At 61.8% G+C, this 25,320-nt stretch carries 29 protein-coding genes and 1 tRNA gene; 21 read left to right on the plus strand and 9 right to left on the minus strand.

Annotated features, from left to right (window positions below; translation table 11 throughout):
• Positions 1–265: 265 nt before the first annotated feature.
• Complete coding sequence (gene dinB, locus ACODS5_RS11685; RefSeq protein ID WP_489108784.1) at positions 266–1,324, plus strand: DNA polymerase IV; 1,059 nt, start codon at positions 266–268, stop codon at positions 1,322–1,324.
• 31 nt (positions 1,325–1,355) lie between these two features.
• Here dinB and ACODS5_RS11690 read toward each other — a convergent pair whose 3' ends face one another.
• The 3 genes from ACODS5_RS11690 to ACODS5_RS11700 all read right to left on the minus strand — a co-directional run bounded on the left by ACODS5_RS11690 (position 1,356) and on the right by ACODS5_RS11700 (position 5,506).
• Entirely contained in the window at positions 1,356–2,309 is a 954-nt protein-coding gene (locus ACODS5_RS11690) for a hypothetical protein (RefSeq protein ID WP_134689445.1), read from the minus strand.
• Positions 2,310–2,329: 20 nt separating this feature from the next.
• Positions 2,330–4,045, minus strand: a complete 1,716-nt coding sequence (locus tag ACODS5_RS11695) for a proline--tRNA ligase (protein ID WP_134689443.1) — start codon at positions 4,043–4,045, stop codon at positions 2,330–2,332.
• Positions 4,046–4,201: 156 nt separating this feature from the next.
• Positions 4,202–5,506 carry an OprD family porin gene (locus ACODS5_RS11700; protein ID WP_489108739.1) on the minus strand — a complete coding sequence of 435 codons (1,305 nt, stop codon included), beginning with the start codon at positions 5,504–5,506 and terminating at the stop codon, positions 4,202–4,204.
• 728 nt (positions 5,507–6,234) lie between these two features.
• Here ACODS5_RS11700 and ACODS5_RS11705 point away from each other — a divergent pair.
• Positions 6,235–6,654, plus strand: coding sequence for an HIT family protein (locus ACODS5_RS11705; RefSeq protein WP_134689439.1), 420 nt, complete (start codon positions 6,235–6,237; stop codon positions 6,652–6,654).
• Between the two features lie 2 nt (positions 6,655–6,656).
• Positions 6,657–6,869, plus strand: a complete 213-nt coding sequence (locus ACODS5_RS11710; RefSeq protein ID WP_225923052.1) for a SlyX family protein — start codon at positions 6,657–6,659, stop codon at positions 6,867–6,869.
• Between the two features lie 17 nt (positions 6,870–6,886).
• Here ACODS5_RS11710 and ACODS5_RS11715 read toward each other — a convergent pair whose 3' ends face one another.
• Entirely contained in the window at positions 6,887–7,480 is a 594-nt protein-coding gene (locus ACODS5_RS11715) for a cold-shock protein (RefSeq protein WP_489108740.1), read from the minus strand.
• Positions 7,481–7,748: 268 nt separating this feature from the next.
• Here ACODS5_RS11715 and ACODS5_RS11720 point away from each other — a divergent pair, with 268 nt between their 5' ends.
• From ACODS5_RS11720 to ACODS5_RS11805, 18 genes are all read left to right on the plus strand, one after another.
• A complete protein-coding gene (locus ACODS5_RS11720; protein WP_003254783.1) occupies positions 7,749–8,222 on the plus strand; it encodes a Dps family protein in 474 nt (157 codons plus the stop codon).
• A gap of 181 nt (positions 8,223–8,403) precedes the next feature.
• Positions 8,404–8,742: a ribbon-helix-helix domain-containing protein gene (locus tag ACODS5_RS11725; RefSeq protein ID WP_489108741.1), complete on the plus strand. Its 339-nt coding sequence runs from the start codon at positions 8,404–8,406 to the stop codon at positions 8,740–8,742.
• A gap of 92 nt (positions 8,743–8,834) precedes the next feature.
• Positions 8,835–9,056, plus strand: coding sequence for an FmdB family zinc ribbon protein (locus ACODS5_RS11730; RefSeq protein ID WP_489108742.1), 222 nt, complete (start codon positions 8,835–8,837; stop codon positions 9,054–9,056).
• A gap of 93 nt (positions 9,057–9,149) precedes the next feature.
• A complete protein-coding gene (gene aspS, locus ACODS5_RS11735; RefSeq protein WP_134689431.1) occupies positions 9,150–10,925 on the plus strand; it encodes an aspartate--tRNA ligase in 1,776 nt (591 codons plus the stop codon).
• 109 nt (positions 10,926–11,034) lie between these two features.
• Positions 11,035–11,787 carry a YebC/PmpR family DNA-binding transcriptional regulator gene (locus ACODS5_RS11740; protein WP_489108743.1) on the plus strand — a complete coding sequence of 251 codons (753 nt, stop codon included), beginning with the start codon at positions 11,035–11,037 and terminating at the stop codon, positions 11,785–11,787.
• Positions 11,788–11,922: 135 nt separating this feature from the next.
• Complete coding sequence (ruvC, locus tag ACODS5_RS11745; RefSeq protein ID WP_134689427.1) at positions 11,923–12,447, plus strand: crossover junction endodeoxyribonuclease RuvC; 525 nt, start codon at positions 11,923–11,925, stop codon at positions 12,445–12,447.
• A gap of 108 nt (positions 12,448–12,555) precedes the next feature.
• Positions 12,556–13,173: a Holliday junction branch migration protein RuvA gene (gene ruvA, locus ACODS5_RS11750; RefSeq protein WP_134689425.1), complete on the plus strand. Its 618-nt coding sequence runs from the start codon at positions 12,556–12,558 to the stop codon at positions 13,171–13,173.
• Positions 13,170–14,216 (plus strand): Holliday junction branch migration DNA helicase RuvB, encoded by a 1,047-nt coding sequence (gene ruvB, locus ACODS5_RS11755; protein ID WP_134689423.1) that lies wholly within the window; start codon positions 13,170–13,172, stop codon positions 14,214–14,216. The genes ruvA and ruvB overlap by 4 nt, the downstream gene beginning before the upstream one ends.
• A gap of 125 nt (positions 14,217–14,341) precedes the next feature.
• A complete protein-coding gene (ybgC, locus tag ACODS5_RS11760; protein WP_134689421.1) occupies positions 14,342–14,794 on the plus strand; it encodes a tol-pal system-associated acyl-CoA thioesterase in 453 nt (150 codons plus the stop codon).
• A gap of 2 nt (positions 14,795–14,796) precedes the next feature.
• Positions 14,797–15,492 (plus strand): protein TolQ, encoded by a 696-nt coding sequence (tolQ, locus tag ACODS5_RS11765; protein ID WP_023628695.1) that lies wholly within the window; start codon positions 14,797–14,799, stop codon positions 15,490–15,492.
• 14 nt (positions 15,493–15,506) lie between these two features.
• Complete coding sequence (tolR, locus tag ACODS5_RS11770; protein ID WP_011535155.1) at positions 15,507–15,959, plus strand: protein TolR; 453 nt, start codon at positions 15,507–15,509, stop codon at positions 15,957–15,959.
• Complete coding sequence (tolA, locus tag ACODS5_RS11775; protein WP_134689419.1) at positions 15,959–17,035, plus strand: cell envelope integrity protein TolA; 1,077 nt, start codon at positions 15,959–15,961, stop codon at positions 17,033–17,035. Before tolR ends, tolA begins: the two co-directional genes overlap by 1 nt.
• Entirely contained in the window at positions 17,032–18,333 is a 1,302-nt protein-coding gene (gene tolB / locus ACODS5_RS11780; protein WP_134689417.1) for a Tol-Pal system beta propeller repeat protein TolB, read from the plus strand. Before tolA ends, tolB begins: the two co-directional genes overlap by 4 nt.
• 53 nt (positions 18,334–18,386) lie before the next feature.
• Positions 18,387–18,884 carry a peptidoglycan-associated lipoprotein Pal gene (gene pal, locus ACODS5_RS11785; RefSeq protein ID WP_008090230.1) on the plus strand — a complete coding sequence of 166 codons (498 nt, stop codon included), beginning with the start codon at positions 18,387–18,389 and terminating at the stop codon, positions 18,882–18,884.
• A 6-nt stretch (positions 18,885–18,890) separates the two neighbouring features.
• Positions 18,891–19,700 (plus strand): tol-pal system protein YbgF, encoded by an 810-nt coding sequence (gene ybgF, locus ACODS5_RS11790; protein ID WP_134689416.1) that lies wholly within the window; start codon positions 18,891–18,893, stop codon positions 19,698–19,700.
• Between the two features lie 160 nt (positions 19,701–19,860).
• A complete protein-coding gene (gene queE / locus ACODS5_RS11795) occupies positions 19,861–20,508 on the plus strand; it encodes a 7-carboxy-7-deazaguanine synthase QueE (protein ID WP_489108744.1) in 648 nt (215 codons plus the stop codon).
• Between the two features lie 10 nt (positions 20,509–20,518).
• Positions 20,519–21,193 carry a 7-cyano-7-deazaguanine synthase QueC gene (gene queC, locus ACODS5_RS11800; RefSeq protein WP_489108745.1) on the plus strand — a complete coding sequence of 225 codons (675 nt, stop codon included), beginning with the start codon at positions 20,519–20,521 and terminating at the stop codon, positions 21,191–21,193.
• 60 nt (positions 21,194–21,253) lie between these two features.
• Positions 21,254–21,329: transfer RNA gene (locus tag ACODS5_RS11805), tRNA-Lys, on the plus strand.
• Between the two features lie 121 nt (positions 21,330–21,450).
• On the opposite strand, the gene ACODS5_RS11810 is transcribed toward ACODS5_RS11805, so the two are convergent.
• From ACODS5_RS11810 to ACODS5_RS11830, 5 genes are all read right to left on the minus strand, one after another.
• Positions 21,451–22,437 carry a fimbrial protein gene (locus tag ACODS5_RS11810; protein WP_489108746.1) on the minus strand — a complete coding sequence of 329 codons (987 nt, stop codon included), beginning with the start codon at positions 22,435–22,437 and terminating at the stop codon, positions 21,451–21,453.
• An 18-nt stretch (positions 22,438–22,455) separates the two neighbouring features.
• The gene (locus ACODS5_RS11815; RefSeq protein WP_489108747.1) at positions 22,456–23,148 is read right to left on the minus strand and encodes a fimbrial biogenesis chaperone; all 693 of its coding nucleotides are present in this window, start codon (positions 23,146–23,148) and stop codon (positions 22,456–22,458) included.
• Positions 23,149–23,236: 88 nt separating this feature from the next.
• Positions 23,237–23,989 (minus strand): hypothetical protein, encoded by a 753-nt coding sequence (locus tag ACODS5_RS11820; RefSeq protein ID WP_489108748.1) that lies wholly within the window; start codon positions 23,987–23,989, stop codon positions 23,237–23,239.
• Positions 23,982–24,140 (minus strand): hypothetical protein, encoded by a 159-nt coding sequence (locus tag ACODS5_RS11825; protein ID WP_489108749.1) that lies wholly within the window; start codon positions 24,138–24,140, stop codon positions 23,982–23,984. The genes ACODS5_RS11820 and ACODS5_RS11825 overlap by 8 nt, the downstream gene beginning before the upstream one ends.
• A gap of 223 nt (positions 24,141–24,363) precedes the next feature.
• A complete protein-coding gene (locus tag ACODS5_RS11830) occupies positions 24,364–25,260 on the minus strand; it encodes a LysR family transcriptional regulator (RefSeq protein WP_489108750.1) in 897 nt (298 codons plus the stop codon).
• Positions 25,261–25,320: the final 60 nt, after the last annotated feature.

Consider the following 25,320-nt stretch of genomic DNA (forward strand, 5'->3'; position numbering starts at 1 on the left):
ACCGACGACCTTCGGGTTATGAGCCCGACGAGCTACCAGGCTGCTCCATCCCGCGCCTGTGGGATCGAATTCTACGGATTTCCCTGGGGGTGTCAAGCACTAATTCAAAAAAATCCTTTTTCGTTCAATCCCTTAGCGCCCCTGATCATGGCGCAGGTCAGTCGCGACGGGGCTTTCAGCCCGATTGTCGCCGTCAGGCTGTCTCGTCTGACGGCCTTACGGTAGTATCTGTATGAATTTACAGTAGTGGCTGTCGTCCATGTCCCTGCGCAAGATCATCCACATTGATTGTGACTGCTTCTACGCCGCCATCGAGATGCGCGATGACCCGCGCCTGGTCGGTCGGCCAATGGCGGTGGGGGGGCAGCCGGGCCAGCGTGGGGTGATCGCCACCTGCAACTATGAGGCGCGTGCCTATGGCGTGCGCTCGGCGATGGCCTCGGGGCATGCATTGAAGTTGTGCCCGGACCTGGAGATCGTCAAGCCGCGTTTCGAGGCCTATCGCGAGGCGTCGCGGGAAATCCACGCGATCTTTCGCGACTACACCGAGCTGATCGAGCCATTGTCGCTGGACGAGGCCTATCTGGATGTCAGTGCCAGCCAGTGGTTTGCCGGCAGCGCCACACGGATTGCCGAGGACATTCGCCGGCGGGTGGCCCAGCAACTGCATATCACGGTTTCCGCCGGGGTGGCGCCGAACAAGTTCCTGGCCAAGATCGCCAGTGATTGGCGCAAGCCCAACGGCCTGTTCGTCATTACTCCCGATCAGGTGGAAGAGTTCGTTGCTCATCTGCCGGTGGCGCGCTTGCACGGAGTCGGCAAGGTGACGGCGGACAAGCTCTCGCGGCTGGGGATCGACACCTGTCTGTCGCTGCGCGACTGGTCGCGGCTGGCACTGGTTCGCGAGTTTGGCAGTTTCGGTGAGCGGCTGTGGGGGCTGGCGCGGGGTATAGATGAGCGGGCGGTGCAGAACGACAGTCGACGGCAGTCAGTAAGCGTCGAGAACACCTACGACCATGACCTGCCTGACCTGGACAGTTGCCTGGAAAAACTGCCGGAGCTGCTGGCCAGCCTGAACGAGCGGATTACGCGGATGGACAGCAGCTATCGGCCCGACAAGCCCTTCGTAAAGGTCAAGTTCCATGATTTCAGCCAGACCACCCTGGAGCAGGCGGGGGCGGGTAGGGGGCTGGAAAGTTATCGGCAGTTGCTCAGCCAGGCGTTTGCCCGGGGCGGCAAACCGGTGCGGTTGCTGGGCGTTGGGGTAAGGCTGCGCGATCTGCGCGGGGCGCATGAGCAGTTGGAGTTGTTCGAAGATAAATAGAAGAGGGGCTGCCAAGCAGCCCCTCTTCTATTTACTGCACGCCCGGGTCGGCCACCAGGCGCCCGGTGGCCTTGGTCAGGCTCTGCACGAATTCCTGTTGCAGCTCCGGGTCGTTGCGGGTCAGTTCGATCAGGCTCTGCTCCAGTTCGCTGGCTTCTTCTTCCAGGCCCAGCTCCGACAGGCGCTTGACCCGATGTACCCACTGGCCGACATCGTCGTCCTCCAGGTCATCGAAGATCAGCTCATGGGCCTCGAGCAGCTTGCTGCGCAGGTTGCCGCTGACCAACAGGCTGGCATCGCCGCGCACGCCTTTGTCCTCATCGACCACTTGCAGGTGCAGGGTGCCGATGTGGTTGAGGTTCTGCTCGGAGAATGGGCTGTCCAACAGGTTCAGGCGCAGCACACCGTTCTTGTCGGTGGTCAGCTCGTGGGTTTTCTTGCCGGCCTTGACCTCGACCAGGCGTTCGTTCCACGGCAGGCTGGTGAACTCCTCGCGCTTGCCTTTCTCGACTTCGTTGATTCCGGCCAGGTTCTGCTGGGCGCGGCCGTTGGACGGCACGTTCATGAACGGGTTGATCCCGTCCACGCCGTAGCTGAGCCAGTCATGGGTGACGCTGTCCGGCAGGTTGCCCAGGGCGAACACATTGACCACGTTGGCGCCGATGCCGGCCACCACTGCCACCGCGCCCAGCGGGATCTCGTAGATCTCCCGCCAGGGCTGGTAGGGGGTGTAGCGGTCGTAGTGGCGGGTCACCTCGAATTCGGTGACCTCGAACCGTTGCTGTTCGTGAATGCGCACGCGCCGTTGCGGAAGCTCCATGACCTTGGGCTCGCCGACATCGATCTGCAGACTATGCTCGAGCAGTTTGCGCTCGACGCGCTCCTCGTGGTCGCTGCGCTGGGACATCTGGTTGGCACAGCCGCCGAGGAACAGGGCGCCGCACAGTGCGGCGCCCCCCAGGGTGTAGGTACTTCGCTTGGACATGATCACTCGCGCAACAGTTATCAGCGGCGGATACGAGCCTGCAGGAAGGCCAGCACTTCATTGAGTGGCAGCGCCTGGGCGTCGGACTCGGTGCGGTGCTTGTACTCCAGGTTGCCTTCGGCCAGGCCGCGGTCGCTGACGACGATACGGTGCGGGATGCCGATCAGCTCCATGTCGGCAAACTTGATGCCGGGGCTGGTCTTCTTGTCGCGGTCGTCCAGCAGCACTTCGTAGCCGGCGGCTGTCAGTTCGGCGTACAGCTTGTCGGTCGCCTCGCGCACCACCTCGGTTTCGTAGCGTAGCGGGACCAGGGCAATCTGGAACGGTGCCAGGGCGTCGTTCCAAATGATGCCCTTGTCGTCGTGGTTCTGCTCGATGGCGGCGGCGACCACGCGGGACACACCGATGCCGTAGCAGCCCATGGACAGCATCACCGGCTTGCCGTTCTCGCCCAGAACCTGGCATTTGAGCGCTTCGCTGTACTTGGTGCCGAGCTGGAAGATGTGGCCCACTTCGATGCCGCGCTTGATCACCAGGGTGCCCTGGCCGTCCGGGCTCGGATCGCCGGCGACGACGTTGCGCAAGTCGGCGACTTGCGGCACCGGCAGGTCGCGCTCCCAGTTCACGCCGAAGTAGTGCTTGTCGTCGATGTTGGCGCCGATGCCGAAGTCGCTCATCAACGCGACCGAGCGGTCGATCACGCATTCCAGTGGCAGGTTCAGCGGGCCGAGCGAGCCAGCGCCAGCGCCGATGGCGGCGTGCAGCTCGGCGTCCGACGCCATGACCAGCGGGTCGGCGACCTGTTCAAGCTTGGCAGCCTTGATTTCGTTCAGCTCGTGATCGCCACGGACCACCAGGGCGACCAGCTTGCCTTCCTCGGCACCGTGCACGATCAGGGTCTTGACGGTTTTCTCGATCGGCAGGCCGAACTGCTCGACCAGTTGTGCGATGGTCTTGGCATTCGGGGTGTCGACCAGGCGCAGCTCTTCGGTCGGCGCCGGGCGCACCGTTTCGCGCGGAATGGCTTCAGCCTTCTCGATGTTGGCGGCGTAGTCGGAGGTATCGCTGAAGATCACATCGTCTTCGCCGGAAGAGGCGAGTACGTGGAACTCGTGGGAGTAGTTGCCACCGATCGAGCCGGTGTCGGCCTGCACAGGGCGGAAGTCCAGGCCCAGGCGGGTGAAGATGTTGGAGTACGCCAGGTGCATGCGGTCGTAGGTTTCCTGCAGGGAAGCCTGGTCGGCATGGAAGGAATAGGAGTCCTTCATGATGAACTCGCGGCCACGCATCAGGCCGAAGCGCGGACGGATCTCGTCACGGAACTTGGTCTGGATCTGGTACATGTTCAGTGGCAGTTGCTTGTAGCTGGACAGCTCGTTGCGCGCCAGGTCGGTGATGACCTCTTCGTGGGTCGGGCCGACGCAGAAATCACGCTGGTGGCGGTCTTTCAGGCGCAGCAATTCGGGGCCGTATTGCTCCCAGCGCCCGGATTCCTGCCACAGCTCGGCGGGCTGGATGCTCGGCATCAGCACTTCGAGGGCACCGGCGGCGTTCATTTCCTCGCGGACCACCGCTTCGACCTTGCGCATCACTCGCAGGCCCATCGGCAGCCAGGTGTACAGGCCGGAAGCCAGTTTGCGGATCATGCCGGCGCGCAACATGAGCTGGTGGCTGATGACCACTGCATCTGCCGGGGTTTCTTTCTGGGTGGCGAGCAAATATTGACTGGTGCGCATGGTGAGCCGTGTCGATTGCCTGAATGTTGAATGACCCCGCATTGTACGGGGGCGAAACGAAAGCGTACAGGATGCCCCAGGGCGGTGCGCTTGTCAGCCATGAAAAAGCCCGGCGCTTGGCCGGGCTTCTATTCGCGAAGCGCTGCAAGCGGGGGCTTACAGGATGCTCAGCGGGTACTCGACGATCAGGCGCAGTTCGTCCAGCGAGTTGGAGTAGACCGCGTCGGAGGAGCGATAGGTGGCCTGGCGCACGCGGAAGCTGAGGTCCTTGGCCGGGCCTTCCTGGAGCACGTACTTGACGTCGATGTCGCGTTCCCATTCCTTGCCGTCGTTGGTGGCACCGGTGTGCGCGCCGGTACCGCGTACATAACGGGTCATGAAAGTCAGGCCAGGCACGCCGAACTCGGCGAAGTTCAGGTCGTAGCGGGCTTGCCAGGATTTTTCGCCTTCGGCGTTGAAGTCCGAGCGAGCCACCGAGTTGGCCAGGAAGATACTGCCGCCGCCGTCGATGCCGTAGGCGTATTCGCCGTCACCGGTCACTTTCTGGTAGGCCAGGGTGAAGGTGTGGGCGCCGATATTGTAGGCGCCGGAGAAGCTGTAGGCGCGGTTGTCGAGCTTGTCGCCGTCGGCGGTGGCGCGGTACAGGTTGTCGCCTTCGCCCTTGGTGTCATAGATGTTGAAGTCGAACACCAGGCCCTGCTTGTCAGAGATCGGCAGCGCCCAGTTGACGTTGGCGTAGTACTTGCGCCAGTAGTCTTCGACCTTGGAGTAGTAGAGGCTGGTCGAAAGGCTGTCGGTGAAGGCGTAGGAGCCACCGAACACGTCCGCTTCCTTCAGGCCGCGGCGACCGAGGCCGTCACTGATACTATCGCGGTCGGTCTCGGACTGGGCGGTCATGCTGGTGAAGCGGCCGGCATGCAGGGTCAGGCCCTTGATCTCATTGCTGGTGAGCAATGCGCCTTGTGCGGTTTCAGGCAACAGGCGGCTATCGTCGGTGGCGAATACCGGCAGGGCGGTGAACTGGTCGCCCACTTTCAATACGGTGTCGGAAATACGGAATTTGACCGCGACGCCACCCTTGGAGTAGTCATCCTGGGAGCGCTGGTCGGAACCGGTGGGGAACAGGCCGGTGCCCGAGTAACCGCGGCCGCTGTCTAGCTTGAGGCCCAGCAGGCCGATGGCGTCGACGCCGACACCCACGGTGCCTTGGGTGAAGCCCGACTCGAAGGTACCGATGAAGCCCTGGCCCCATTCACGCTGGTCGTGGCGCAGGCCGCGGGCTTTGTTGCTCGCCGACTCGGTGTTGCGATAGTCACGGCTGAAGTACAGGTTACGCATCTTGACGTTCAACTTGCTGTCTTCGACGAAACCCTTGGCTTCGTCCTGGGAAGAGGCGACAGCCATCTGCGAAGTCCCTGCCGCTACGGCCAGGGCGATCATGCTCCACTTCATCACGCGCATCGTGATTTGCTCCTTTGGTTTTTAGGAAGAGTACCGCTGCGCCCAGTGTTTTAATTATATGGGGCAGCTCTTTCTTGTTATGTCGGCGAAAATGTATATCACGCGGACTATTCTTGGCGATATGGGGTAAAACAACCTTTCGGTAACTTTACGGCCATGTCGCTGTTGGCTGTTTCCATGTCGCAAATCACGCCTTGTTAATAGGCGTACAACGCCAGCGCTGTCTCAAAACCGTCATGAATGTATAAACACAAAGTTCGGCTTGTGAAACTCCCTGGTTTATCCGATGCCGCTGTTGTTATTTTTCGCGTCCATCCTGCCTGGCAGGAGGCGTGCCGACGTGCCGTGAAGCGAATGCAACAAGCGTGCTCAAAATCACGAACGTTTGATGAAATTTTCACAAAACCTGCGGCGGGCCCTCGGAAACCTCCGGAAATATGGGGTGCGGCCAGTCCAGGTATACGCAGTGACAAGATGTGGCAGCAGGATCGACAAGCTGCCTTCCAAGTCAAGGTGTTACCTACAACTGTTGATCCTGGCTGTTTTATGTGACGGATGTGTGGTGGTGGTTTGCAAAGTGGCTCTTTTTTGGTGCGAAAAGTAGCGCTGTGTTACCGAAGTGGGTCGCCACTGGCGTGCTACGGGTGTCGATGGGAGCGAAGCGGAGTATCCTTGCGCCCTTGTGCCCGCCTGTGCAGGTGGGCTGTTCGTTTGTAAGGAGGTTTGCCGTGTTCACCCTCGATTCGCGTCTGCAACAGGACTCCGTGGTTCTGGGCAATCTGCCGCTGTGCCAGTTGTTGCTGAGCAAGGATGCCAACTATCCGTGGTTCATCCTGGTGCCACGCCGCGCCGATGTCAGCGAGCTGTTCGAGCTCGACGAGGCTGACCAGCGCCAGCTGTGGGAAGAAACCACCGCCCTGGCCGAGGCTTTGAAGGATGCGTTCGCCGCCGACAAGATGAACGTCGCGACCCTCGGCAACGTGGTCAGCCAACTGCACATGCATGTGATCGTGCGGCGCCATGGCGATGCCGCCTGGCCGGCGCCGGTCTGGGGCAAGGTGGCGGCCGTGGCTTACACTCCGGCGCAGCTCGACACCATTGGCCAGCAGGTGCGTGCGCTGCTGGGCGAAAGCTTCACGGAGGCTTGAGGATGTCCCAGGAACTGGAAATGCGCATGATCGAGCTGGAAACCCGCCAGGCTTTCCAGGATGACAGCCTGCAAGCGCTCAATGACGTAGTGGTCGAGCAGAGCCGAGTGATCGACCGCCTGCAGTTGCAGATGGCCGAGCTGATCAAGCGTTACGAAGAGATGGCCGGCCAGCAGGGCGGCGGGGGAGAGGAAGCGCCGCCGCCTCATTATTGAGGGCGGCGGCGGGGTGGTCAGCGGCGCGAAACCGCGACCACGTCCTCGGCCTGCAGGCCTTTGTCGCGGTGCATCACCGAGAACTCCACGCGCTGGCCTTCGACCAGGACGCGATGGCCCTCGCCACGGATGGCGCGAAAGTGCACGAAGATATCGTCACCGGAATCGCGGGAAATGAAGCCGAATCCCTTGGAGGTGTTGAACCACTTCACCGTGCCGGTATCGCGCAGGCCGGCGTCCTGGGTGCTGCCCAGGCTTGAGCGGGCCTTTCGCGTGCCACGGACGAAGCCTGCGAGCAGGTGCAGGGCGGTCGCCAGTGCGGCGCAGGTCAGCGCCGGTAGGTTGCCCAGCTCCGGACGGGCCAGCAGGGTGAGGGTCTGCAGCACAACTGCCAGCACCAGCAGGATGCTGCTGGCGCGTTGCAGTTGCTGGCGCATGGCCTTGTAGTACTGCGGCAGTGCTGGAGCCAGCACCAGGTTGAGCAGCCCGAGCAGTGCCAGGTAGACGGCTTCGGGTTGTTGCAGGAAGGGTGTAGCGTCAGTTTTCAGAGTGGGTATGAGTGATAGCAGCAAAGCCGCCACGCCCGTCACCAGATGGACGATCTTGAACATTAGGTTTGGCTCACGTTGATAAGGCCGATCACAGGATGAGCTGGTCGCACGGTGCGCGTGTGGTGTAGGCGCTAAAACGTGACGGTCCAGCCTATGCACCCGGCACTGACAATCCGCACGGGTGGCACGCTGCCTATTTAACAGCAAAGGCGGGGGGTTCTCAAACTGAGCTGTCGCTGCAGCCCGGTGTCGCATGCGCGGCGGCGCAACTCTTGTTACAGTGGCTGGTGCCCGCTTGCTCGCCAAGCCTTATGGAAAGGGGAACTTCATGGCAATCGATATCGGTATCAGTGAAGAAGATCGCAAGTCCATCGTCGACGGGCTGTCCCGCCTGTTGTCGGACACCTACGTGCTGTATCTGAAAACCCACAACTTCCATTGGAACGTCACCGGTCCGTCGTTCCGTACCCTGCACCTGATGTTCGAGGAGCAGTACAACGAATTGGCCCTGGCCGTCGACTCCATCGCCGAGCGCATTCGCGCCCTGGGCTTCCCGGCGCCAGGCTCGTATGCCTTCTACGCCCGTCATTCTTCCATCAAGGAGGAAGAGGGCGTGCCACCCGCCGACGAGATGATCCGGCAGTTGGTGCAGGGGCAGGAAGCGGTGGTGCGCACCGCGCGCAGTATTTTCCCGGTGGTCGACAAGGTCAGTGACGAGCCTACCGCCGACCTGCTGACCCAGCGCATGCAGGTGCACGAGAAAACCGCCTGGATGCTGCGCGTTTTGCTCGACGGGAAATGATTGCCGCTTGAATACCCTGCGTCGCCTTTGAGCCGGGCCCGGCACCCTTTTGGGTGTCGGGCCTGTTCGTTTATGGGGAATATTTTGCTGCTGATATCCATTTGCATGTCGGCGCTTCATTGAGGTCATGGATTCCGCTCGTTTCGGCGAGGGGGTGATCGGGTCACGATGGAGCGATGTGATGGAGCGTGCGGCAGGTGGGATCAATGGCAATGCAAGGCAGGGGGCGGGAGTGGCGAAGCCGCGTATCGACCCGTTCAAGCGCGATTTCGACATGGGGCAGGCCGGCCCGGTGTCCCGTTCGGTGCGGCTCAATGGCTTCGCCACGTGTTTACGGCTCGAGGCGGTGTACTGGCGGATCCTCGAGCGGATTGCCGGGGCCAATCGCTGTTCGGTGAGTGCGTTGCTGTCGTACATCGACCGCGAGGTGCACCTGCGCCATGGCGGGGTGAGAAATTTCAGCGGCTTGGTACGGGTGATCTGCGTGGCCTGGCTGCAGGAGGCGCCGGACGCGCATTGACTGCCGGGCGGGCTGCACAGCACTCCTTAACCATATATAATCCCGCTCTTTGCTGCCGTGGGCAGCTTGCGATGTGGTTGACGAGACACGCCATGCCCCTTTACGACTATCAATGTGCCGCCTGCGAACACCGGATTGAGGTGTTGCAGAAGATCAGCGCCGCGGCTTTGACCGATTGCCCGGCGTGCCAGGCGCCGGCGCTGAAGAAACTGCTGTCGGTCCCCGGCTTTCGCCTCAGCGGCAATGGCTGGTACGAGACCGACTTCAAGACCGGGGCAAAAAAGAATCTGGCAGGCGGCGACAAGGCCGACTGAGTTGAATTGCACCGCCCGGGTCTTGCAGTATTAGCCCCAGGGCGGCCAAGACCTCCACCGAATACACGAATCACGAGAAGCGAAACCACCATCATGATGCGCAGCCATTATTGCGGCCAACTGAACGAGTCCCTGGACGGCCAGGAAGTCACCCTCTGCGGCTGGGTCCATCGTCGCCGCGACCACGGCGGGGTGATCTTCCTCGACATCCGTGACCGCGAAGGCATGGCCCAGGTCGTGTTCGACCCGGATCGCGCCGAGACATTCGCCAATGCCGACCGCGTGCGCAGCGAATACGTCGTGCAGGTCACCGGCAAGGTGCGCAAGCGCCCTGAAGGCGCGGTCAACCCGAACATGGCCTCCGGCGGCATCGAGGTGCTGGGCTACGAGCTGAAGGTGCTCAACGAAGCCGAGACTCCGCCCTTCCCGTTGAACGAATTCTCCGACGTTGGCGAAGAAACCCGCCTGCGCTACCGCTTTATCGACCTGCGCCGCCCGGAAATGGCCGACAAGCTGCGTCTGCGTTCGCGCATCACCAGCAGCATCCGCCGCTTCCTCGACGAAAACGGCTTCCTCGACGTCGAAACCCCGATCCTGACCCGCGCCACGCCTGAAGGTGCCCGCGACTACCTGGTGCCGAGCCGCACCCACGCTGGCAGCTTCTTCGCCCTGCCGCAGTCGCCGCAGTTGTTCAAGCAACTGCTGATGGTCGCCGGCTTCGACCGCTACTACCAGATCGCCAAGTGCTTCCGCGACGAAGACCTGCGTGCCGACCGCCAGCCGGAATTCACCCAGATCGACATCGAGACCAGCTTCCTCGACGAAAGCGAGATCATGGGCCTCACCGAGAGCATGATCCGCAAGCTGTTCAAGGAAGTGCTGGACCTGGAGTTCGGCGAGTTCCCGCACATGACCTTCGAAGAAGCCATGCGCCGCTACGGTTCCGACAAGCCTGACCTGCGCATTCCGCTGGAACTGGTCGACGTTGCCGACCAGCTCAAGGATGTCGACTTCAAGGTCTTCGCCGGCCCCGCCAACGACCCTAAATGCCGCGTGACCGCCCTGCGCCTGCCTGGTGGCGCCAGCATGCCGCGCAGCAAGATCGACGAGTACACCAAGTTCGTCGGCATCTATGGTGCCAAGGGCCTGGCCTACATCAAGGTCAACGAGCGCGCCAAGGGTGTCGAGGGCCTGCAGTCGCCGATCGTCAAGAACATTCCCGAGGCCAACCTCAACAACATCCTCGACCGCGTTGGCGCCGTGGATGGCGACATCGTGTTCTTCGGCGCCGACAAGTTCAAGGTCGTCAGCGAAGCTCTGGGCGCGCTGCGTATCCGTCTGGGCCACGACTTCGAGCTGCTGACCTGCCAGTGGGCACCGATGTGGGTCGTCGACTTCCCTATGTTCGAAGAGAACGAAGACGGCAGCTTCACCGCGCTGCACCACCCGTTCACCGCGCCCAAGTGCACCCCCGAAGAGCTGGAGGCCAACCCGGCCACCGCCCTGTCGCGTGCCTACGACATGGTCCTGAACGGCACCGAGCTGGGTGGCGGTTCGATCCGTATCCACCGCAAGGAGATGCAGCAAGCGGTGTTCCGCCTGCTGGGCATCGACGCTGCAGAACAGGAAGAGAAATTCGGCTTCCTGCTCGACGCCCTCAAGTTCGGCGCACCGCCGCACGGTGGCCTGGCCTTCGGCCTGGACCGCCTGGTCATGCTGATGACCGGCGCGCAGTCGATCCGTGAAGTGATCGCCTTCCCGAAAACCCAGAGCGCCGCGTGCGTCATGACCCAGGCCCCAGGCATGGTCGACGCCAAGGCCCTGCGCGAGCTGCACATCCGTCTGCGCGAGCAGACCAAGGTCGAGTAATCGGCACCGGGCGCGTCCCGGCGGATGCGCCCAGGCGCTTCGGCGCACTGTTCCCACGTTCCGCCCTTCGGGGCGGAACCTGTTTCTGTTTCAAGGATTTGGAGTCGTTATGGCCGGTCATTCCAAGTGGGCGAACATCAAGCACCGCAAAGAACGCCAGGATGCCAAGAGAGGCAAGATCTTCACCAAGTGGATTCGCGAACTGACCGTCGCTGCCAAGCAGGGTGGTGGTGATCCGGCGTCCAACCCGCGTCTGCGCCTGGCGCTGGACAAGGCCCTGGGCGCCAACATGAGCCGCGACATCATCGACCGCGCCGTGGCCCGGGGGGCTGGCACCAACGAAAGCGACAACGTCGAGGAGCTCAGCTACGAGGGCTACGGCCCGGGTGGCGTGGCGATCATGGTCGAGGCCATGACCGACAACCGCAACCGTACCGCCGCTGCCGTGCGCCATGCCTTCACCAAGTGTGGCGGCAACCTCGGTACCGACGGTTCGGTGGCCTACCTGTTCGAGCGCAAGGGCCAGATCAGCTTCGCTACGGAACTGAAGGTCGACGAGGATGCGCTGATGGAAGCCGCCATGGAGGCCGATGCCGATGACGTGGTGGTCAACGACGACGGCTCCTTTGACGTGTTTACCTCGTTCAACAGCTTCTATGCCGTGCGCAATGCCCTGGAAGAGGCCGGCTTCAAGGCGTCCGACGCCGAGATCGTGATGCAGCCGACCACCAGCGCCGAGTTGGACCAGGAGGGCGCGGAGAAGGTGCTCAAGCTGATCGACATGCTCGAGGACCTGGACGACGTGCAGAACGTCTACTCCAATGCGCAGATTTCCGATGAGATCATGGAAATGCTCGGCTGATCGTTTCGGTAATCGGCCTTGTCGCGGGACAAGCCCGCTCCCACAAGGGCTGCGCCAATTTGCGGTGTAGCCCTTGTGGGAGCGGGCTTGTCCCGCGATAAGGCCGGCAAAAATTCGTACACATTCGTAGGCGCTATGACCCTGATTCTTGGTATCGACCCCGGCTCGCGCATCACCGGCTTCGGCGTGGTCCGCCAGACCGCACGCGGCTGCGAGTACGTCACCTCCGGCTGCATCCGTACCGGCGATGGCGAGCTGCATGACCGCCTGCTGGTGGTGTTTCGCGGCGTCAGCGAGATCATCCGCCAGCACGGCCCGGTGACCATGGGCATCGAGCGGGTGTTCATGGCGCGTAACGCCGACTCCGCGCTCAAGTTGGGCCAAGCCCGTGGCGCGGCCATCGTCGCCGCCGCCGAGGCAGGCCTGGAGATCGCCGAGTACAGCGCCAGCCAGGTCAAGCAGGCCGTGGCTGGCACCGGTGGCGCCAACAAGGAGCAGGTGATGCTGATGGTGATGCACCTGCTCAAGCTGACCCAAAAGCCCCAGGTCGATGCCTCGGACGCCCTGGCCATCGCCCTGTGCCATGCCCATACCCGCTCCAGCCTGATTCCCCATGGCTTGACGACGGCGCGACGGCGCGGCGGGCGCTTGCGTCTGTAGCTGCTTCATGCGCTGATACACATTTTGTCCGGGTGACGCGCTCACCTGGCGGATTTGCTGATAGGGTGGACCGGTTTTCGACCGGCGCCCGAGAGGAAGGATCGGAACGTGATTGGACGTTTGCGTGGCACCTTGGCGGAGAAACAACCGCCACACCTGATTATCGACGTCAACGGCGTGGGCTATGAGCTGGAAGTGCCGATGACCACCTTGTATCGCCTGCCCAAGGTCGGCGAGCCAGTGACCGTGCACACCCACCTGGTGGTACGCGAAGACGCCCACCTGCTCTATGGCTTCGCCGAAAAGCGCGAGCGCGAACTGTTCCGCGAGCTGATCCGCCTGAACGGCGTGGGGCCGAAGCTGGCGCTGGCGCTGATGTCTGGCCTGGAAGTGGACGAACTGGTGCGCTGCGTGCAGGCCCAGGACGCCTCGGTCCTGGTGCGCGTGCCGGGTGTCGGTAAAAAAACCGCCGAACGCTTGCTGGTCGAGCTCAAGGACCGCTTCAAGGCTTGGGAAACCTCCCCGGCGATGTTCACCCTGGTTTCCGACGGCCCACTGCCGGCGGCCAGTGAGTCCTCGGCCGAGGCCGACGCGGTCAGTGCCCTGGTCTCCCTGGGCTACAAGCCGCAGGAAGCAAGCAAGGCGATTGCCGCGATCAAGGACAAGGCCGGCCTGAGCAGCGAGGAGCTGATCCGTCGCAGCCTTAAAGGGATGATTGCCAAGTGATCGAAACCGACCGCCTGATCGCCGCCAGTGGCCGCGACCGCGAAGAGGTCCAGGACCGCGCGATCCGCCCGCTGCGCCTGGAGGAGTACATCGGCCAGCCGGTGGTGCGCGAGCAGATGGCGCTGTTCATCCAGGCCGCGCGCGGGCGCAACGAATCCCTCGACCACACCCTGATTTTCGGCCCGCCAGGCCTGGGCAAGACCACCCTGGCCAACATCATCGCCCAGGAAATGGGCGTGTCGGTCAAGAGCACCTCGGGCCCGATCCTTGAGCGCCCGGGCGACCTGGCGGCGATGCTGACCAACCTCGAACCCCACGACGTGCTGTTCATCGACGAGATCCACCGCTTGTCGCCGGTGGTCGAAGAGGTGCTTTATCCGGCGATGGAAGACTTCCAGCTGGACATCATGATCGGCGAAGGCCCGGCCGCGCGCTCGATCAAGCTCGACCTGCCACCGTTCACCCTGGTCGGCGCCACCACCCGTGCCGGCATGCTGACCAACCCGTTGCGCGACCGCTTCGGCATAGTCCAGCGCCTGGAGTTCTACAGCAACAAGGATCTGGCCACCATCGTCAGCCGTTCGGCCGGTATTCTCGGGCTACCAATGGACGACAAGGGCGCATTCGAGATCGCCCGCCGGGCGCGGGGCACGCCGCGGATCGCCAATCGCCTGCTGCGACGGGTACGCGACTTTGCCGAAGTGCGCGGCAAGGGCGAGATCACCAAGGCGGTCGCGGACATGGCGCTGAACCTGCTGGATGTCGACGAACGTGGCTTCGATCATTCCGACCGGCGCCTGCTGCTGACCATGATCGAGAAGTTCGACGGCGGCCCGGTAGGCCTGGACAACATTGCCGCGGCGATCGGCGAAGAACGTCACACCATCGAGGACGTGCTCGAACCCTATCTGATCCAGCAGGGCTACATCATGCGCACCCCGCGTGGTCGCGTGGTCACCCGGCATGCCTACCTGCATTTCGGCCTGAACATCCCCGGGCGCTTCTGCGAAGGCGGGGAATATGCCGCGCAGGACGATGAATGACAGATCGAATCGGTAATTTCGTGGTCCTACCGCTGACATGCCCTACGCTCGCTGGCAATACGACATTATCGATGCAAAAACAGTTGCCGAGGCGGATTGGCAAGTACAGGAGTAAGCACTAGAGTATGCGCGCGCAAAATCGGCTGGAACCGTTCGCACACCGTTGTCGCGTCTATTACGAGGATACCGACGCCGGTGGCGTGGTGTACTACGTCAACTACCTCAAATTCATGGAGCGCGCACGTACCGAGCGGTTGCGACACCTGGGCTTCTCCCAGGCCCAGCTGGCGCAGGACAACCTGCTGTTCGTGGTCCATTCCAGCGAGGCGCGCTACCACGCGCCGGCCCGCCTGGACGACGAATTGCGGGTGACCGCGCAAGTGCTTGAATTGAATCGCGCCAGCCTGCGCTTCGTGCAGCAGGTATGGCGAGCAAAGGATGAAGTGCTGCTCTGCGAGGGGCAGTTCCTTGTGGCCGCGGTGCGCGCCGACACTTTCAAACCCCGGGCCATTCCCCCAGAGCTGCGCGACGCCTTTTTGGCGGACGGCACGGGTACTCAATCGAACGCAGGAGAATAAGCGTGGAAGCAAACGTCGTCGACCATACCTCCATGTGGAGCCTGGTCGCCAATGCCAGTGTCGTGGTTCAGCTGGTAATGCTGACCCTCGTGGCAGCCTCGGTGACCTCTTGGATCATGATCTTCCAGCGCAGCACCATGCTGCGCGCCGGTCGTCGTGCACTGGACGCTTTCGAAGAGCGCTTCTGGTCGGGCATCGACCTGTCCAAGCTGTACCGCCAGGCCGGCAGCAACCCAGACCCGGATTCGGGTGTCGAGCAGGTCTTCCGTGCCGGCTTCAAGGAGTTTTCGCGCCTGCGCCAGCAGCCGGGTGTCGATCCGGACGCGGTCATGGAAGGCGTCGGTCGTGCCATGCGCGTCGCCATCTCCCGCGAGGAAGAAAAGCTCGAGCAGAGCCTGCCGTTCCTGGCCACAGTCGGTTCCACCAGTCCGTACATCGGCCTGTTCGGTACCGTGTGGGGCATCATGAACTCGTTCCGCGGCCTGGCCAGCGCCCAACAGGCGACCCTGGCCACCGTGGCTCCGGGTATCGCCGAGGCCCTGATCGCCACCGCGATCGGCCTGTTCGCCGCGATCCCGGCCGTTATCGCCTACAACCGTTTTGCCGCGCGCAGTGAAGTGCTGATTGGTCGCTACTACACCTTCGCCGACGAGTTCCAGGCGATCCTGCACCGCAAAGTACACACCAGCGAAGAGTGATCAGGTAGAAATCCATGGCCCGAGTTCGCCACAAACGCAAGCCGGTCGCCGAGATGAACGTGGTGCCCTACATCGACGTGATGCTGGTGCTGCTGGTCATTTTCATGGTGACCGCCCCCATGCTCAACCAGGGCGTGAAGGTGGACCTGCCCAAGGTTTCCAGCGAAGCCCTGCCGCAGGACAACAACGTCCAGGTCCTGACCATCTCGATCAAGGCCGACAAGACCTACTACTGGAACCTTGGCAGCGAAGTCGACACCGACAAGCAGATGGACAAGGCCATGACCTTGCCGGAAATGACCGGTGCGGTGACCAAGATCATCGCTGCCGGCCGCGACCAGGGCAAGCAGACCCAGGTGTTCATCCGTGGTGACAAGGCCGTCGACTACGGCGCGGTCATGGGCGCCATGGGCGGGTTGCAGAAGGCCGGTGTCGGAAACGTTGGCCTGATTACCGAGGCGCCCTGATGCAACAGCGAGAGCCATCCGCCTCGGAAAGCTATTTCTGGCCCAGTGTCTGGGCCATTGCGCTGCACGTGCTGGTGTTCGGCATGCTGTTCGTCAGCTTCGCCATGACCCCGGAGCTGCCGCCGTCCAAGCCGATCGTCCAGGCCACGCTCTACCAGCTCAAGTCCAAGAGCCAGGCGACCACCCAGACCAATCAGAAGATTGCCGGGGAAGCCAAGAAAACGGCTTCGCGCCAGACCGAGGTCGAGCAGCTGGAGCAGAAGAAGGTCGAGCAGGAGGCCGTGAAGGCCGCGGAACAAAAGAAAGCCGACGCCGCTCAAAAGGCCGAGGAGGCCCGCGAGGCCGCCGAGTCGAAAAAAGCGGAAGAGGCCGCCAAGGCCGCCGAGCAGAAGAAGGCCGCCGAGGCCAAGAAAGCTGAAGAAGCGAAGAAGGCCGCTGAAAAGCAACAGGCCGACATCGCCAAGAAGAAGGCTGAGGAAGAGGCCAAGAAGAAGGCCGACGAGGAAGCCAAGAAGCAAGCCGCGGAAGAGGCGAAGAAGAAAGCCGCCGAAGACGCGAAGAAAAAAGCAGCCGAGGACGCCAAGAAGAAAGCGGCGGCCGAGGACGCGAAGAAGAAGGCAGCTGAAGAGGCCAAGAAAAAGGCCGCGGCAGACGCCCAGAAGAAAAAGGCACAGGAAGCGGCCCGCAAGGCGGCGGAAGACAAGAAGGCGCAGGCACTGGCCGAGCTGTTGTCCGACACCACCGAGCGGCAGCAGGCGCTGGCCGACGAGCAGGGTGACCAGGTGGCCGGCGACTTCGACGACCTGATTCGCATGCGCGCGGCCGAGGGCTGGGCACGTCCGCCATCTGCGCGCAAGGGCATGACGGTAGTTCTGCAGATCAACATGTTGCCAGACGGCACCATCACCAACGTGAGCGTGGCCAAATCCAGTGGCGACGGTCCGTTCGACAGCTCGGCCGTGGCCGCGGTGAAGAACATTGGTCGGTTGACCGAGATGCAGGGCTTGAAGCCGAACGAATTCAATCCGTATCGTTCATTCAAGATGACATTTACACCTGAGGATCTAGCGTTGTGATTAAACGTCTGAGAGGACTCCTGGTCTTGCTCTGCTGCGTGGCAGGCCTGGCTGTGGCAGAGGAAAAGAACATCCTGGTCACCAGCGGTAGCGACCGGGCCACCCCTATCGCGGTAGTGCCGTTCGGCCTGCAGGGTGGCAGCGTGCTGCCCGAGGACATGGCCGATATCATCGGCAATGACCTGCGCAACTCCGGCTATTACTCGCCGATCCCGCGGCAGAACATGATCAGCCTGCCGACCCAGGCCAGCGAAGTGATCTTCCGTGACTGGAAAGCGCTGGGCGCGCAGTACGTCATGGTTGGCAGCATCGTGCCGTCCGGTGGCCGCCTGCAGGTGCAGTACGCCCTGTTCAACGTCGCCACCGAGCAGCAGGTGCTGACCGGCAGCGTGGCCGGCGGCGTCGACCAGTTGCGCGACATGGCGCACTACATCGCCGACCAGTCGTTCGAGAAACTCACCGGCATCAAGGGGGCGTTCTCTACCCGCATGCTGTACGTGACCGCCGAGCGTTTCTCCACCAACAACACCCGCTACACCCTGCAGCGTTCGGACTACGACGGTGCCCGCGCGGTGACCCTGCTGCAATCCCGTGAGCCGATCCTGTCGCCGCGCTTCGCGCCGGATGGCAAGCGCATCGCCTATGTGTCGTTCGAACAGAAGCGCCCGCGCATCTTCGTCCAGCACATCGACACCGGTCGCCGCGAGCAGATCACCAACTTCGAAGGCCTGAACGGCGCGCCGGCCTGGTCGCCGGACGGTACCCGCCTGGCGTTCGTGCTGTCCAAGGATGGCAACCCGGACATCTACGTGATGAACGTGGCCTCGCGCCAGATCACCCGTGTCACCGCTGGCCCGGGCATCAACACCGAGCCATTCTGGGGCAAGGATGGCAACACCCTGTACTTCACCTCCGACCGTGGCGGCAAGCCGCAGATCTATAAACAGTCGATTGGTGGCGGTGGTGCCGAGCGCGTGACCTTCGTCGGTAACTACAACGCCAACCCGAAACTGTCGGCGGACGAGAAGACCCTGGTGATGATCCATCGCCAGCAGGGTTTCACCAACTTCAAGGTGGCTGCCCAGGACCTGCAACGTGGAAGTGTAAAGATTCTCTCCGAGACCAGTCTTGATGAGTCTCCCACTGTTGCGCCAAACGGCACCATGCTAATCTACGCCACCCGCCAGCAGGGCCGGGGAGTCTTGATGCTCGTGTCGCTTAACGGCCGTGTGAGGCTCCCACTTCCTACCGCTCAAGGCGAAGTCAGAGAACCGTCCTGGTCCCCTTACCTGAACTGATTGCGGCGTAATATTTTTGCTTAACACACTGGGGTTTCATTAGGAGTTTCACGATGGAAATGCTGAAGTTTGGTAAATTCGCTGCGCTGGCTCTGGCCATGGCTGTAGCTGTAGGTTGCTCCTCGAAAGGCGGTGACAACGCTGGTGAAGGCGCTGTTGACCCGAACGCTGGCTACGGTGCCAACACTGGCGCTGTCGACGGCTCCCTGAGCGAAGAAGCCGCCCTGCGCGCAATCACCACCTTCTACTTCGAATACGACAGCTCGGATCTGAAGCCAGAAGCCATGCGCGCCCTGGACGTTCACGCCAAGGACCTGAAGTCCAACGGCAACCGTGTTGTCCTGGAAGGCAACACCGACGAGCGCGGCACCCGCGAGTACAACATGGCTCTGGGTGAGCGTCGTGCCAAGGCCGTTCAACGCTACCTGGTTCTGCAGGGCGTTTCCCCAGCTCAGCTGGAACTGGTCTCCTACGGCGAAGAGCGTCCAGTTGCCACCGGCAACGACGAGCAGTCCTGGGCTCAGAACCGTCGCGTAGAACTGCGTAAGTAAGTTCCTATGCGTATGTGCCGCCGTGCTGTAACCGTCCTCGCACTCAGCCTGCCCCTTTCGGCGTGGGCTGCGGTTCCCGTAGTAGATGACAACGCGGGTGGCTATCCACCTGCGGGTTATGGCACGAGCGGCGCCTATGCCGGAGCAGGGGCTTCGGCCCCTGCTTCTGCAAATGGCCAGCTGTTCATGCAGCTGCAGCAGATGCAGGACCAGATTTCCCGCCAGCAAGGCATCATCGAAGAGCTGCAGAACGATGTGTCGCGCATGAAGCAGGAAAACCTCGAGCGCTACCAGGATCTCGACCGCCGCATTGGCAGCGGTGCCGCGCCTGCCGCGACTCCAGACAATTCTTCCACCGGTGGCGCGAGCAACGCAGCCACGGGTGCCGCTGCCGGCGCCAGCGCCGCGCAGCCTCCGGCCGCGAGCAGCGAGCCGGGTGATCCGGCGAAAGAGAAGCTGTATTACGACGCCGCTTTCGACCTGATCAAGCAGAAGGACTTCGACAAGGCCAGTCAGGCGTTCAACGCCTTCCTGCGCAAGTACCCCAACAGCCAGTATGCCGGCAACGCCCAGTACTGGCTGGGCGAGGTCAACCTGGCCAAGGGCGACCTGGCAGGCGCCGGCCAGGCCTTTGCCAAGGTCAGCCAGCTGTATCCGCAGCACAGCAAGGTGCCGGACTCGTTGTACAAGCTGGCCGACGTCGAGCGCCGCCAAGGCCACACCGACAAGGTCAAGGGCATCCTGCAACAGGTCATCACCCAGTACCCCGGCACCTCCGCCGCGCAGCTGGCGCAACGCGACCTGCAGAAGCTCTGAAGCTTGCCATTCGAAAGAAACCCGCGCTTGTCGCGGGTTTTTTCGTTAGAATCACCGACCTTTTTTCGTAAACACGCTGCCGCGGATAACGCCATGTCGAGTCCGCGACAGTGCCTGACGGAGGCGGACAGCCTGTTTAGCTGTCACGCCCGTGGCGATCATGCAAGACACATTACGCATCACCGAAGTGTTTTACTCCTTGCAGGGTGAAACGCGAACGGCCGGGCTGCCCACGGTTTTCGTGCGCCTGACCGGTTGCCCCCTGCGCTGCCAATACTGCGACAGTGCCTACGCGTTCAGCGGCGGTACCCTGCGCACCCTCGACTCGCTGCTCGAGCAGGTGGCCGGCTTCAAGCCGCGCTACGTCTGCGTCACTGGTGGCGAACCGCTGGCCCAACCCAATGCCCTGCCATTGCTGAGCAGCCTGTGCGACGCCGGGTACGAAGTGTCGCTGGAAACCAGCGGCGCCCTGGATATCAGCGGCACCGACATTCGGGTGAGCCGGGTGGTCGACCTCAAGACCCCAGGCTCCGAGGAGTCGCATCGCAACCGCTACGAGAATATCGAGCTGCTGACCCGTAACGACCAGGTCAAGTTCGTCATCTGTTCCCGCGAAGACTACGATTGGGCGGTTTCCAAACTGATCCAGTACAACCTGGCCGAGCGCGCCGGCGAGGTGTTGTTCTCGCCCAGCCATCACCAGATCAAGGCCAGTGACCTGGCCGACTGGATCGTTGCCGACAACCTGCCCGTGCGCTTCCAGTTGCAGCTGCACAAGCTGCTGTGGAACGACGAACCTGGGCGCTGAGGAGAAAGACATGACTGACAAACGTGCGGTAATCCTGCTGTCCGGTGGCCTCGATTCGGCCACCGTGGTGGCCATGGCCAAGGCCGAAGGCTACCAGTGCTACACCATGAGCTTCGACTACGGTCAGCGCCACCGCGCCGAGCTCAACGCCGCGGCGCGGGTTGCCCGCGACCTGGGCGTGGTCGAGCACAAGGTGATTGGTTTGAACCTGGACGGCATTGGCGGCTCGGCCCTGACCGATAGCAGCATCGATGTGCCGCAAGCGCCAAGCGAAGGGATCCCGGTGACCTATGTACCGGCGCGTAACACGGTATTCCTGTCCCTGGCCCTGGGTTGGGCAGAAGTGCTCGAGGCCCGTGACATCTTCATCGGCGTCAACGCCGTGGACTACTCCGGCTACCCGGATTGCCGCCCCGAGTTCGTCGAGGCCTTCGAGCGCATGGCCAACCTGGCCACCAAGGCCGGTGTCGAAGGGCAGGGCTTCCGCATCCAGGCGCCGCTGCAGAACCTGAGCAAGGCGCAGATCGTCCAGGCCGGCATGGCCCATGGCGTGGATTACAGCCTGACCGTTTCCTGCTACCAGGCCGATGATGATGGCCGTGCCTGCGGCAAGTGCGACAGCTGCCGCCTGCGCGCCGACGGCTTCAAGGCCGCCGGGGTAGCGGACCCGACCCGGTATTTTTGAAAAAAATGCGATGGGGTGTTGATTTCCTCTGAGAAATCAGTAATATACGCGCCATCCAACGGGTCGTTAGCTCAGTTGGTAGAGCAGTTGGCTTTTAACCAATTGGTCGTAGGTTCGAATCCTACACGACCCACCATATGCAGTAAGAAAAAGCCCGCTTCCGGCAACGGAAGCGGGCTTTTTCGTTGCCCTGAATGCCAAGGTTCAGGGGCGGTTCCCTGCTCATCCGAGCGCTGTCACCATCCGGGGCGCACCGCTCATTTATAGAAGATATCCAGGGTCGCGCCAGCGTTGAACTCGCCGACCGTCGGCGTCGCGGTCAGCCATTTCAGCCGCGCCAGGAAGCTGTGCGAGTTGGTGGTCGAGGTGGTCTTGGGCGTCAGCACGAACTCTTTCTTGAATGCCAGCGCGCGTTGATCATCATCGTTGATCAGGCTGATGCCCACCGATTTGTTGTCGTTGGGGATCAGGGTGTCCTGGGCGCTGTTCAAGCTCGCTGTTAGTGGTTCCAGGTAGCCGCCCAAGCCATAAGCGGCTTGGCAGGTGCGCTGTTCGATGATGGTGAACGGTACCTCCTTGATGGTCGCGCCTACCACAGCCCCGGACGGGCGGATCGCGCCGAAATTGATGACGTTGGGCTGGATGCTGATCGAGGACTCGCAAGGTAGATAGCGGAACTTGTCCAAGCCCTTGGCGGTGACGTTGTAACTCTCCCCTACGCGTACACCTCCCACCCCGTCGAATTGAAATGCCCGGTAGTTGGCGAGCGCTGTCATGGGGCCCTCCTTGTTGTCGCCGGCGGGTGACTTTTTGACGAAGAACAACGAGTAGGTCATGGATTTGCTTTCTTTCTGCCAGCCGCAATTCTCGGTACAACCGTTGACGAACCAACCGATGTCCAGCTTGCCGCCGGGCAACGAGGAATACAGGTAGTCCTTGCCCTGATAGGTGACGCCGATTTCGATCTCATTGCCCAGGTTGACTTTACCGGGGTTCATGTAGAAATAGATTTTTTCACCGGGCCTGTCGGGAATGTCGACCCAGCATTCGACATTGATGCGTTGCGTTGGCTGCCGCCACAACAGCGTGCCAGCGGGCAACGAGTTGGGCACGGCGGCGGTATCGGTAATGGTGGTTGTGTCATTGATCAGTGACGAACCCGCTTTCTGGCATTTCAGCGCGTAGCTGTTGGGGATGCTCAGGAAGAATAGAAAACCGATGAAAAGTAGCTGTCTGCTGAACATGGCGAGGCCTTCCGGTGATCAGAACTTAAAGGTGCTTTGACGTGGATGAGGCAGCCCGGCGTCGCTGATATAGGCGTAGGCAACCTGGCCCGCGGGTTTTTCGCAGCCGCTCGCGGACAACGGATAGGTTGAGAACGGGGCGATCATCAGGTGATCGATGATCTGGCCGCAGGCGGCACCCGAGCGATCGCGCAAACCGACCTCGGTCAGCGTCAGGTAATAGGGCGAATCGTTGCGTGCTTCATAGCCTCCGCCAGGGCTGTTCGACCATTGCAACTGGTTGACGGCATCCTCGATCGAACCGGGCAACGCAGGGCGGTAGAACAGCTTGAGGTTGTGCTGCAGGGCGAGTGCCATGGCATTGCTGTCGGTGGCTTTCTTCGGCACTTGCAGCACCTTGAGCATCAGGAACGACTCGCGGTTATCCGGCAGGCCCAGCCCTTGGTAAAGGATGCCGGTTGATGCCTTGCCGTTGGCGGGGATCAGCAACAGCGGCTTGGTCACCGCCATGGGCAGGGCTGCGATGGGGGGCTTGTTGCCCCAGTCGAGCTTGACTTGCACCAGCGCCGGCTCATCGCTCTGGTTGACGATGATCACCGGCAACTGCTTTTGTGAGCCCTCGAAGATGAATCGGGTGAAGCCATCGAAGGTGATATCGGCCTGTGCCGGTGAGCAGATGATCATCGCCAGGATGAGGGCGCCCCAGGCCATGAGCCGCCGAGCAACAGGGTGGATGAGGGGAGAGGTTGTCATTCTTCGATGATGGCAGGGCCTGGGTAGGCCCTGAATCAGACGATTCTTACATTGCGTCGGCGTGCTTCGCAGCGTCGGCGCAGAAGGCTTCTTTCCATAGGCGCAGCGTTTCACGCTCCTGGGCAGTCAAGGAGGTCTGCGCTACTGCATCGGCGACTTTTTCCTGCAGGATTCGTAAACGGTCTTCGACCGAGCAACCGTCGTCGTAGGCCAGGTGGTGGATGACGTTGTCTATCAGGGTGTAGCGCAGGGACCTCAGGTTGCCCGAAAGGTACTTTTCCAGCGATGCACCATAGAGTTGCTCTGGAGTTATGAGGCCATTCCTGAGGTAAAGGTTGAAATCAAGGGTACTGTATGAAGTGTAAAATTGCCGGGCGCGATTCAGGATGAGTGCAGCCTGGAGGATTTCGAGCAGTTGCTCTTGAGTCTTGGTGGGCAATGGGTAGGTCATGGCAACCAGCTGTTTCGACCGTGCCATGCGTGCATCGTGACGACGCTTCGCTTCGGTTTCCGAGTGAACACGCTTTTCCTGCGCATGGATCAGGTTATGGCCTATCGAATCAATGAGGTGCGCGGCATCACGCAGTAACTCACGCTGTTCAGGGTTTAGACGCTCACCGAGCGAACCGAGTAAGCCACTATCCATTTCCCAGCCGTTGGCCAGCCTGTGCAGGTCTCCAGACGTGGATGCCAACTTTGCTTGGATGCCGCGTAATTCATTGGCGCTGTAGAGTTTCCCAACCCTCAGGGTTTCATCGGCGGCGATCCCGGCAGCCTCGATGACCGTGTGCTTACTCATTGCGCCGGGCCTCCTTGGCGATCTTGCTCGAACGCTGTTCGGTCATTGCCTCGCAGTGGTCTTCGCATACGGGGTGCGCTTCGATAGCCAGGTACTTCTCGGGCGTTTGCAGGCCCGTGCGTTCTCGAGAAAAACTCTTGTGATCCATCATCCGTCTGTTCCGTGTCCGTTTGGTCGCGCACCTTGAGTGTCGAGGGCGCGCTGTAGTGGGGTAACGCTGGCTTGCACGAACCACAACTTAGGGGGGAGGGTGGCAATTTGTAAATTTCAAAACGTGCAATCTACGATTGCTCACGGCAGGGCTGTGGGAGCTTTTTCGCCGTGCAAACGGCAGTTTCAGGGGCGCGCATTTATTTGTGGCGCAGCGAACCAATTCAGCTGCTGGAGCATTCCTGCACCACTTGGCGCAGCCAGCGATGTACCTGGTCGTTATTCACCCGCGGGTGCCAGGCCTGGCAAAACTCGCCACTGGGGGTTTCCACTGGCAGGGGGAAAATGTGCAGCGCTAGCAGCGGCAGTGACCATTCGACGAAGCGCCGGGGGATCACCGCGACCATCTGCGAAGAACTCGCCAGTTGCATGGCGGCCTGGAAGCCTGGCACCACTAATGGCACTTTGCGTTGCAGGCCGAGCTTCTCCAGTTCCAGGTCAAGCGGCCCGCGGGTACGGCCGCGGCGCGATACCGAAAGGTGCGGGTAGGCCACCAGGTCTTCGGCGCTGACACGCTCCTGGCGAGCCAGTGGGTGTTGGTTATTGACCACGCCGACGAAGGTGTCGATATACAGCCGCTGTTTATAGACCTCCGGCCCCAGCGGGCCGGCGATGCCGATGTCGAGATCGATCAGGCCGTCGCGCAGGGCCGCGACATCCTCGTTGCCCTGCGCCATGAATCTCAAGGTCACGTGTGGCGCTTGCTGCGCGATGCGCTGGCTCAGGCGCAGGGCCCAGGCGCCGGTAAAACCATCCTCGGTGCGCAGGGTGAACACACGCTTTACCGTACCTAAGTCGAGTTGCTGCTTGCTGCCCAGCACATGGCGTGCTTCTTCGAGCAGGTTGTGCACCTGGGGTGCCAGTTCCAGTGCCAGCGGCGTGGGCACCAGGCGCCGGCCGGCCAGCACGAACAGCGGGTCGCCCATGGCCTCGCGCAGGTTCGACAGGCGCCGGCTCATGGCCGGGATGCTCAGGTTCATGCGCTCGGCGGCGCCAGTGACACTGCCTTCGCGCAGCATCGAATCGAAGGTCAGCAGCAGGTTCAGGTCGGGCAGGTTCATTTCGCAGTCCTTTGCAAAAAATGCAAGTCTATTCTCTAGTTATTGCAATTTTCAATATGC

Source organism: Pseudomonas sp. FG47 (assembly GCF_057809115.1).

Excerpts from the sequence above, each read along its gene's own strand:
- ACODS5_RS11710 (WP_225923052.1), top strand. The coding sequence starts at position 6,657 with ATGTCCCAGGAACTGGAAATGCGCATGATCGAGCTGGAAACCCGCCAG.
- ACODS5_RS11830 (WP_489108750.1), bottom strand. The coding sequence starts at position 25,260 with ATGAACCTGCCCGACCTGAACCTGCTGCTGACCTTCGATTCGATGCTG.
- ybgC (WP_134689421.1), top strand. The coding sequence starts at position 14,342 with ATGCGCGCGCAAAATCGGCTGGAACCGTTCGCACACCGTTGTCGCGTC.
- ACODS5_RS11820 (WP_489108748.1), bottom strand. The coding sequence starts at position 23,989 with ATGAGTAAGCACACGGTCATCGAGGCTGCCGGGATCGCCGCCGATGAA.
- pal (WP_008090230.1), top strand. The coding sequence starts at position 18,387 with ATGGAAATGCTGAAGTTTGGTAAATTCGCTGCGCTGGCTCTGGCCATG.
- ACODS5_RS11740 (WP_489108743.1), top strand. The coding sequence starts at position 11,035 with ATGGCCGGTCATTCCAAGTGGGCGAACATCAAGCACCGCAAAGAACGC.
- aspS (WP_134689431.1), top strand. The coding sequence starts at position 9,150 with ATGATGCGCAGCCATTATTGCGGCCAACTGAACGAGTCCCTGGACGGC.
- ACODS5_RS11695 (WP_134689443.1), bottom strand. The coding sequence starts at position 4,045 with ATGCGCACCAGTCAATATTTGCTCGCCACCCAGAAAGAAACCCCGGCA.
- ACODS5_RS11700 (WP_489108739.1), bottom strand. The coding sequence starts at position 5,506 with ATGCGCGTGATGAAGTGGAGCATGATCGCCCTGGCCGTAGCGGCAGGG.
- queE (WP_489108744.1), top strand. The coding sequence starts at position 19,861 with ATGCAAGACACATTACGCATCACCGAAGTGTTTTACTCCTTGCAGGGT.
- ACODS5_RS11725 (WP_489108741.1), top strand. The coding sequence starts at position 8,404 with ATGGAGCGTGCGGCAGGTGGGATCAATGGCAATGCAAGGCAGGGGGCG.
- ACODS5_RS11720 (WP_003254783.1), top strand. The coding sequence starts at position 7,749 with ATGGCAATCGATATCGGTATCAGTGAAGAAGATCGCAAGTCCATCGTC.
- ACODS5_RS11715 (WP_489108740.1), bottom strand. The coding sequence starts at position 7,480 with ATGTTCAAGATCGTCCATCTGGTGACGGGCGTGGCGGCTTTGCTGCTA.
- ACODS5_RS11690 (WP_134689445.1), bottom strand. The coding sequence starts at position 2,309 with ATGTCCAAGCGAAGTACCTACACCCTGGGGGGCGCCGCACTGTGCGGC.
- ACODS5_RS11810 (WP_489108746.1), bottom strand. The coding sequence starts at position 22,437 with ATGTTCAGCAGACAGCTACTTTTCATCGGTTTTCTATTCTTCCTGAGC.
- ruvC (WP_134689427.1), top strand. The coding sequence starts at position 11,923 with ATGACCCTGATTCTTGGTATCGACCCCGGCTCGCGCATCACCGGCTTC.
- tolA (WP_134689419.1), top strand. The coding sequence starts at position 15,959 with ATGCAACAGCGAGAGCCATCCGCCTCGGAAAGCTATTTCTGGCCCAGT.
- ACODS5_RS11825 (WP_489108749.1), bottom strand. The coding sequence starts at position 24,140 with ATGATGGATCACAAGAGTTTTTCTCGAGAACGCACGGGCCTGCAAACG.
- tolR (WP_011535155.1), top strand. The coding sequence starts at position 15,507 with ATGGCCCGAGTTCGCCACAAACGCAAGCCGGTCGCCGAGATGAACGTG.
- ACODS5_RS11815 (WP_489108747.1), bottom strand. The coding sequence starts at position 23,148 with ATGGCCTGGGGCGCCCTCATCCTGGCGATGATCATCTGCTCACCGGCA.
- queC (WP_489108745.1), top strand. The coding sequence starts at position 20,519 with ATGACTGACAAACGTGCGGTAATCCTGCTGTCCGGTGGCCTCGATTCG.
- ybgF (WP_134689416.1), top strand. The coding sequence starts at position 18,891 with ATGCGTATGTGCCGCCGTGCTGTAACCGTCCTCGCACTCAGCCTGCCC.
- ACODS5_RS11730 (WP_489108742.1), top strand. The coding sequence starts at position 8,835 with ATGCCCCTTTACGACTATCAATGTGCCGCCTGCGAACACCGGATTGAG.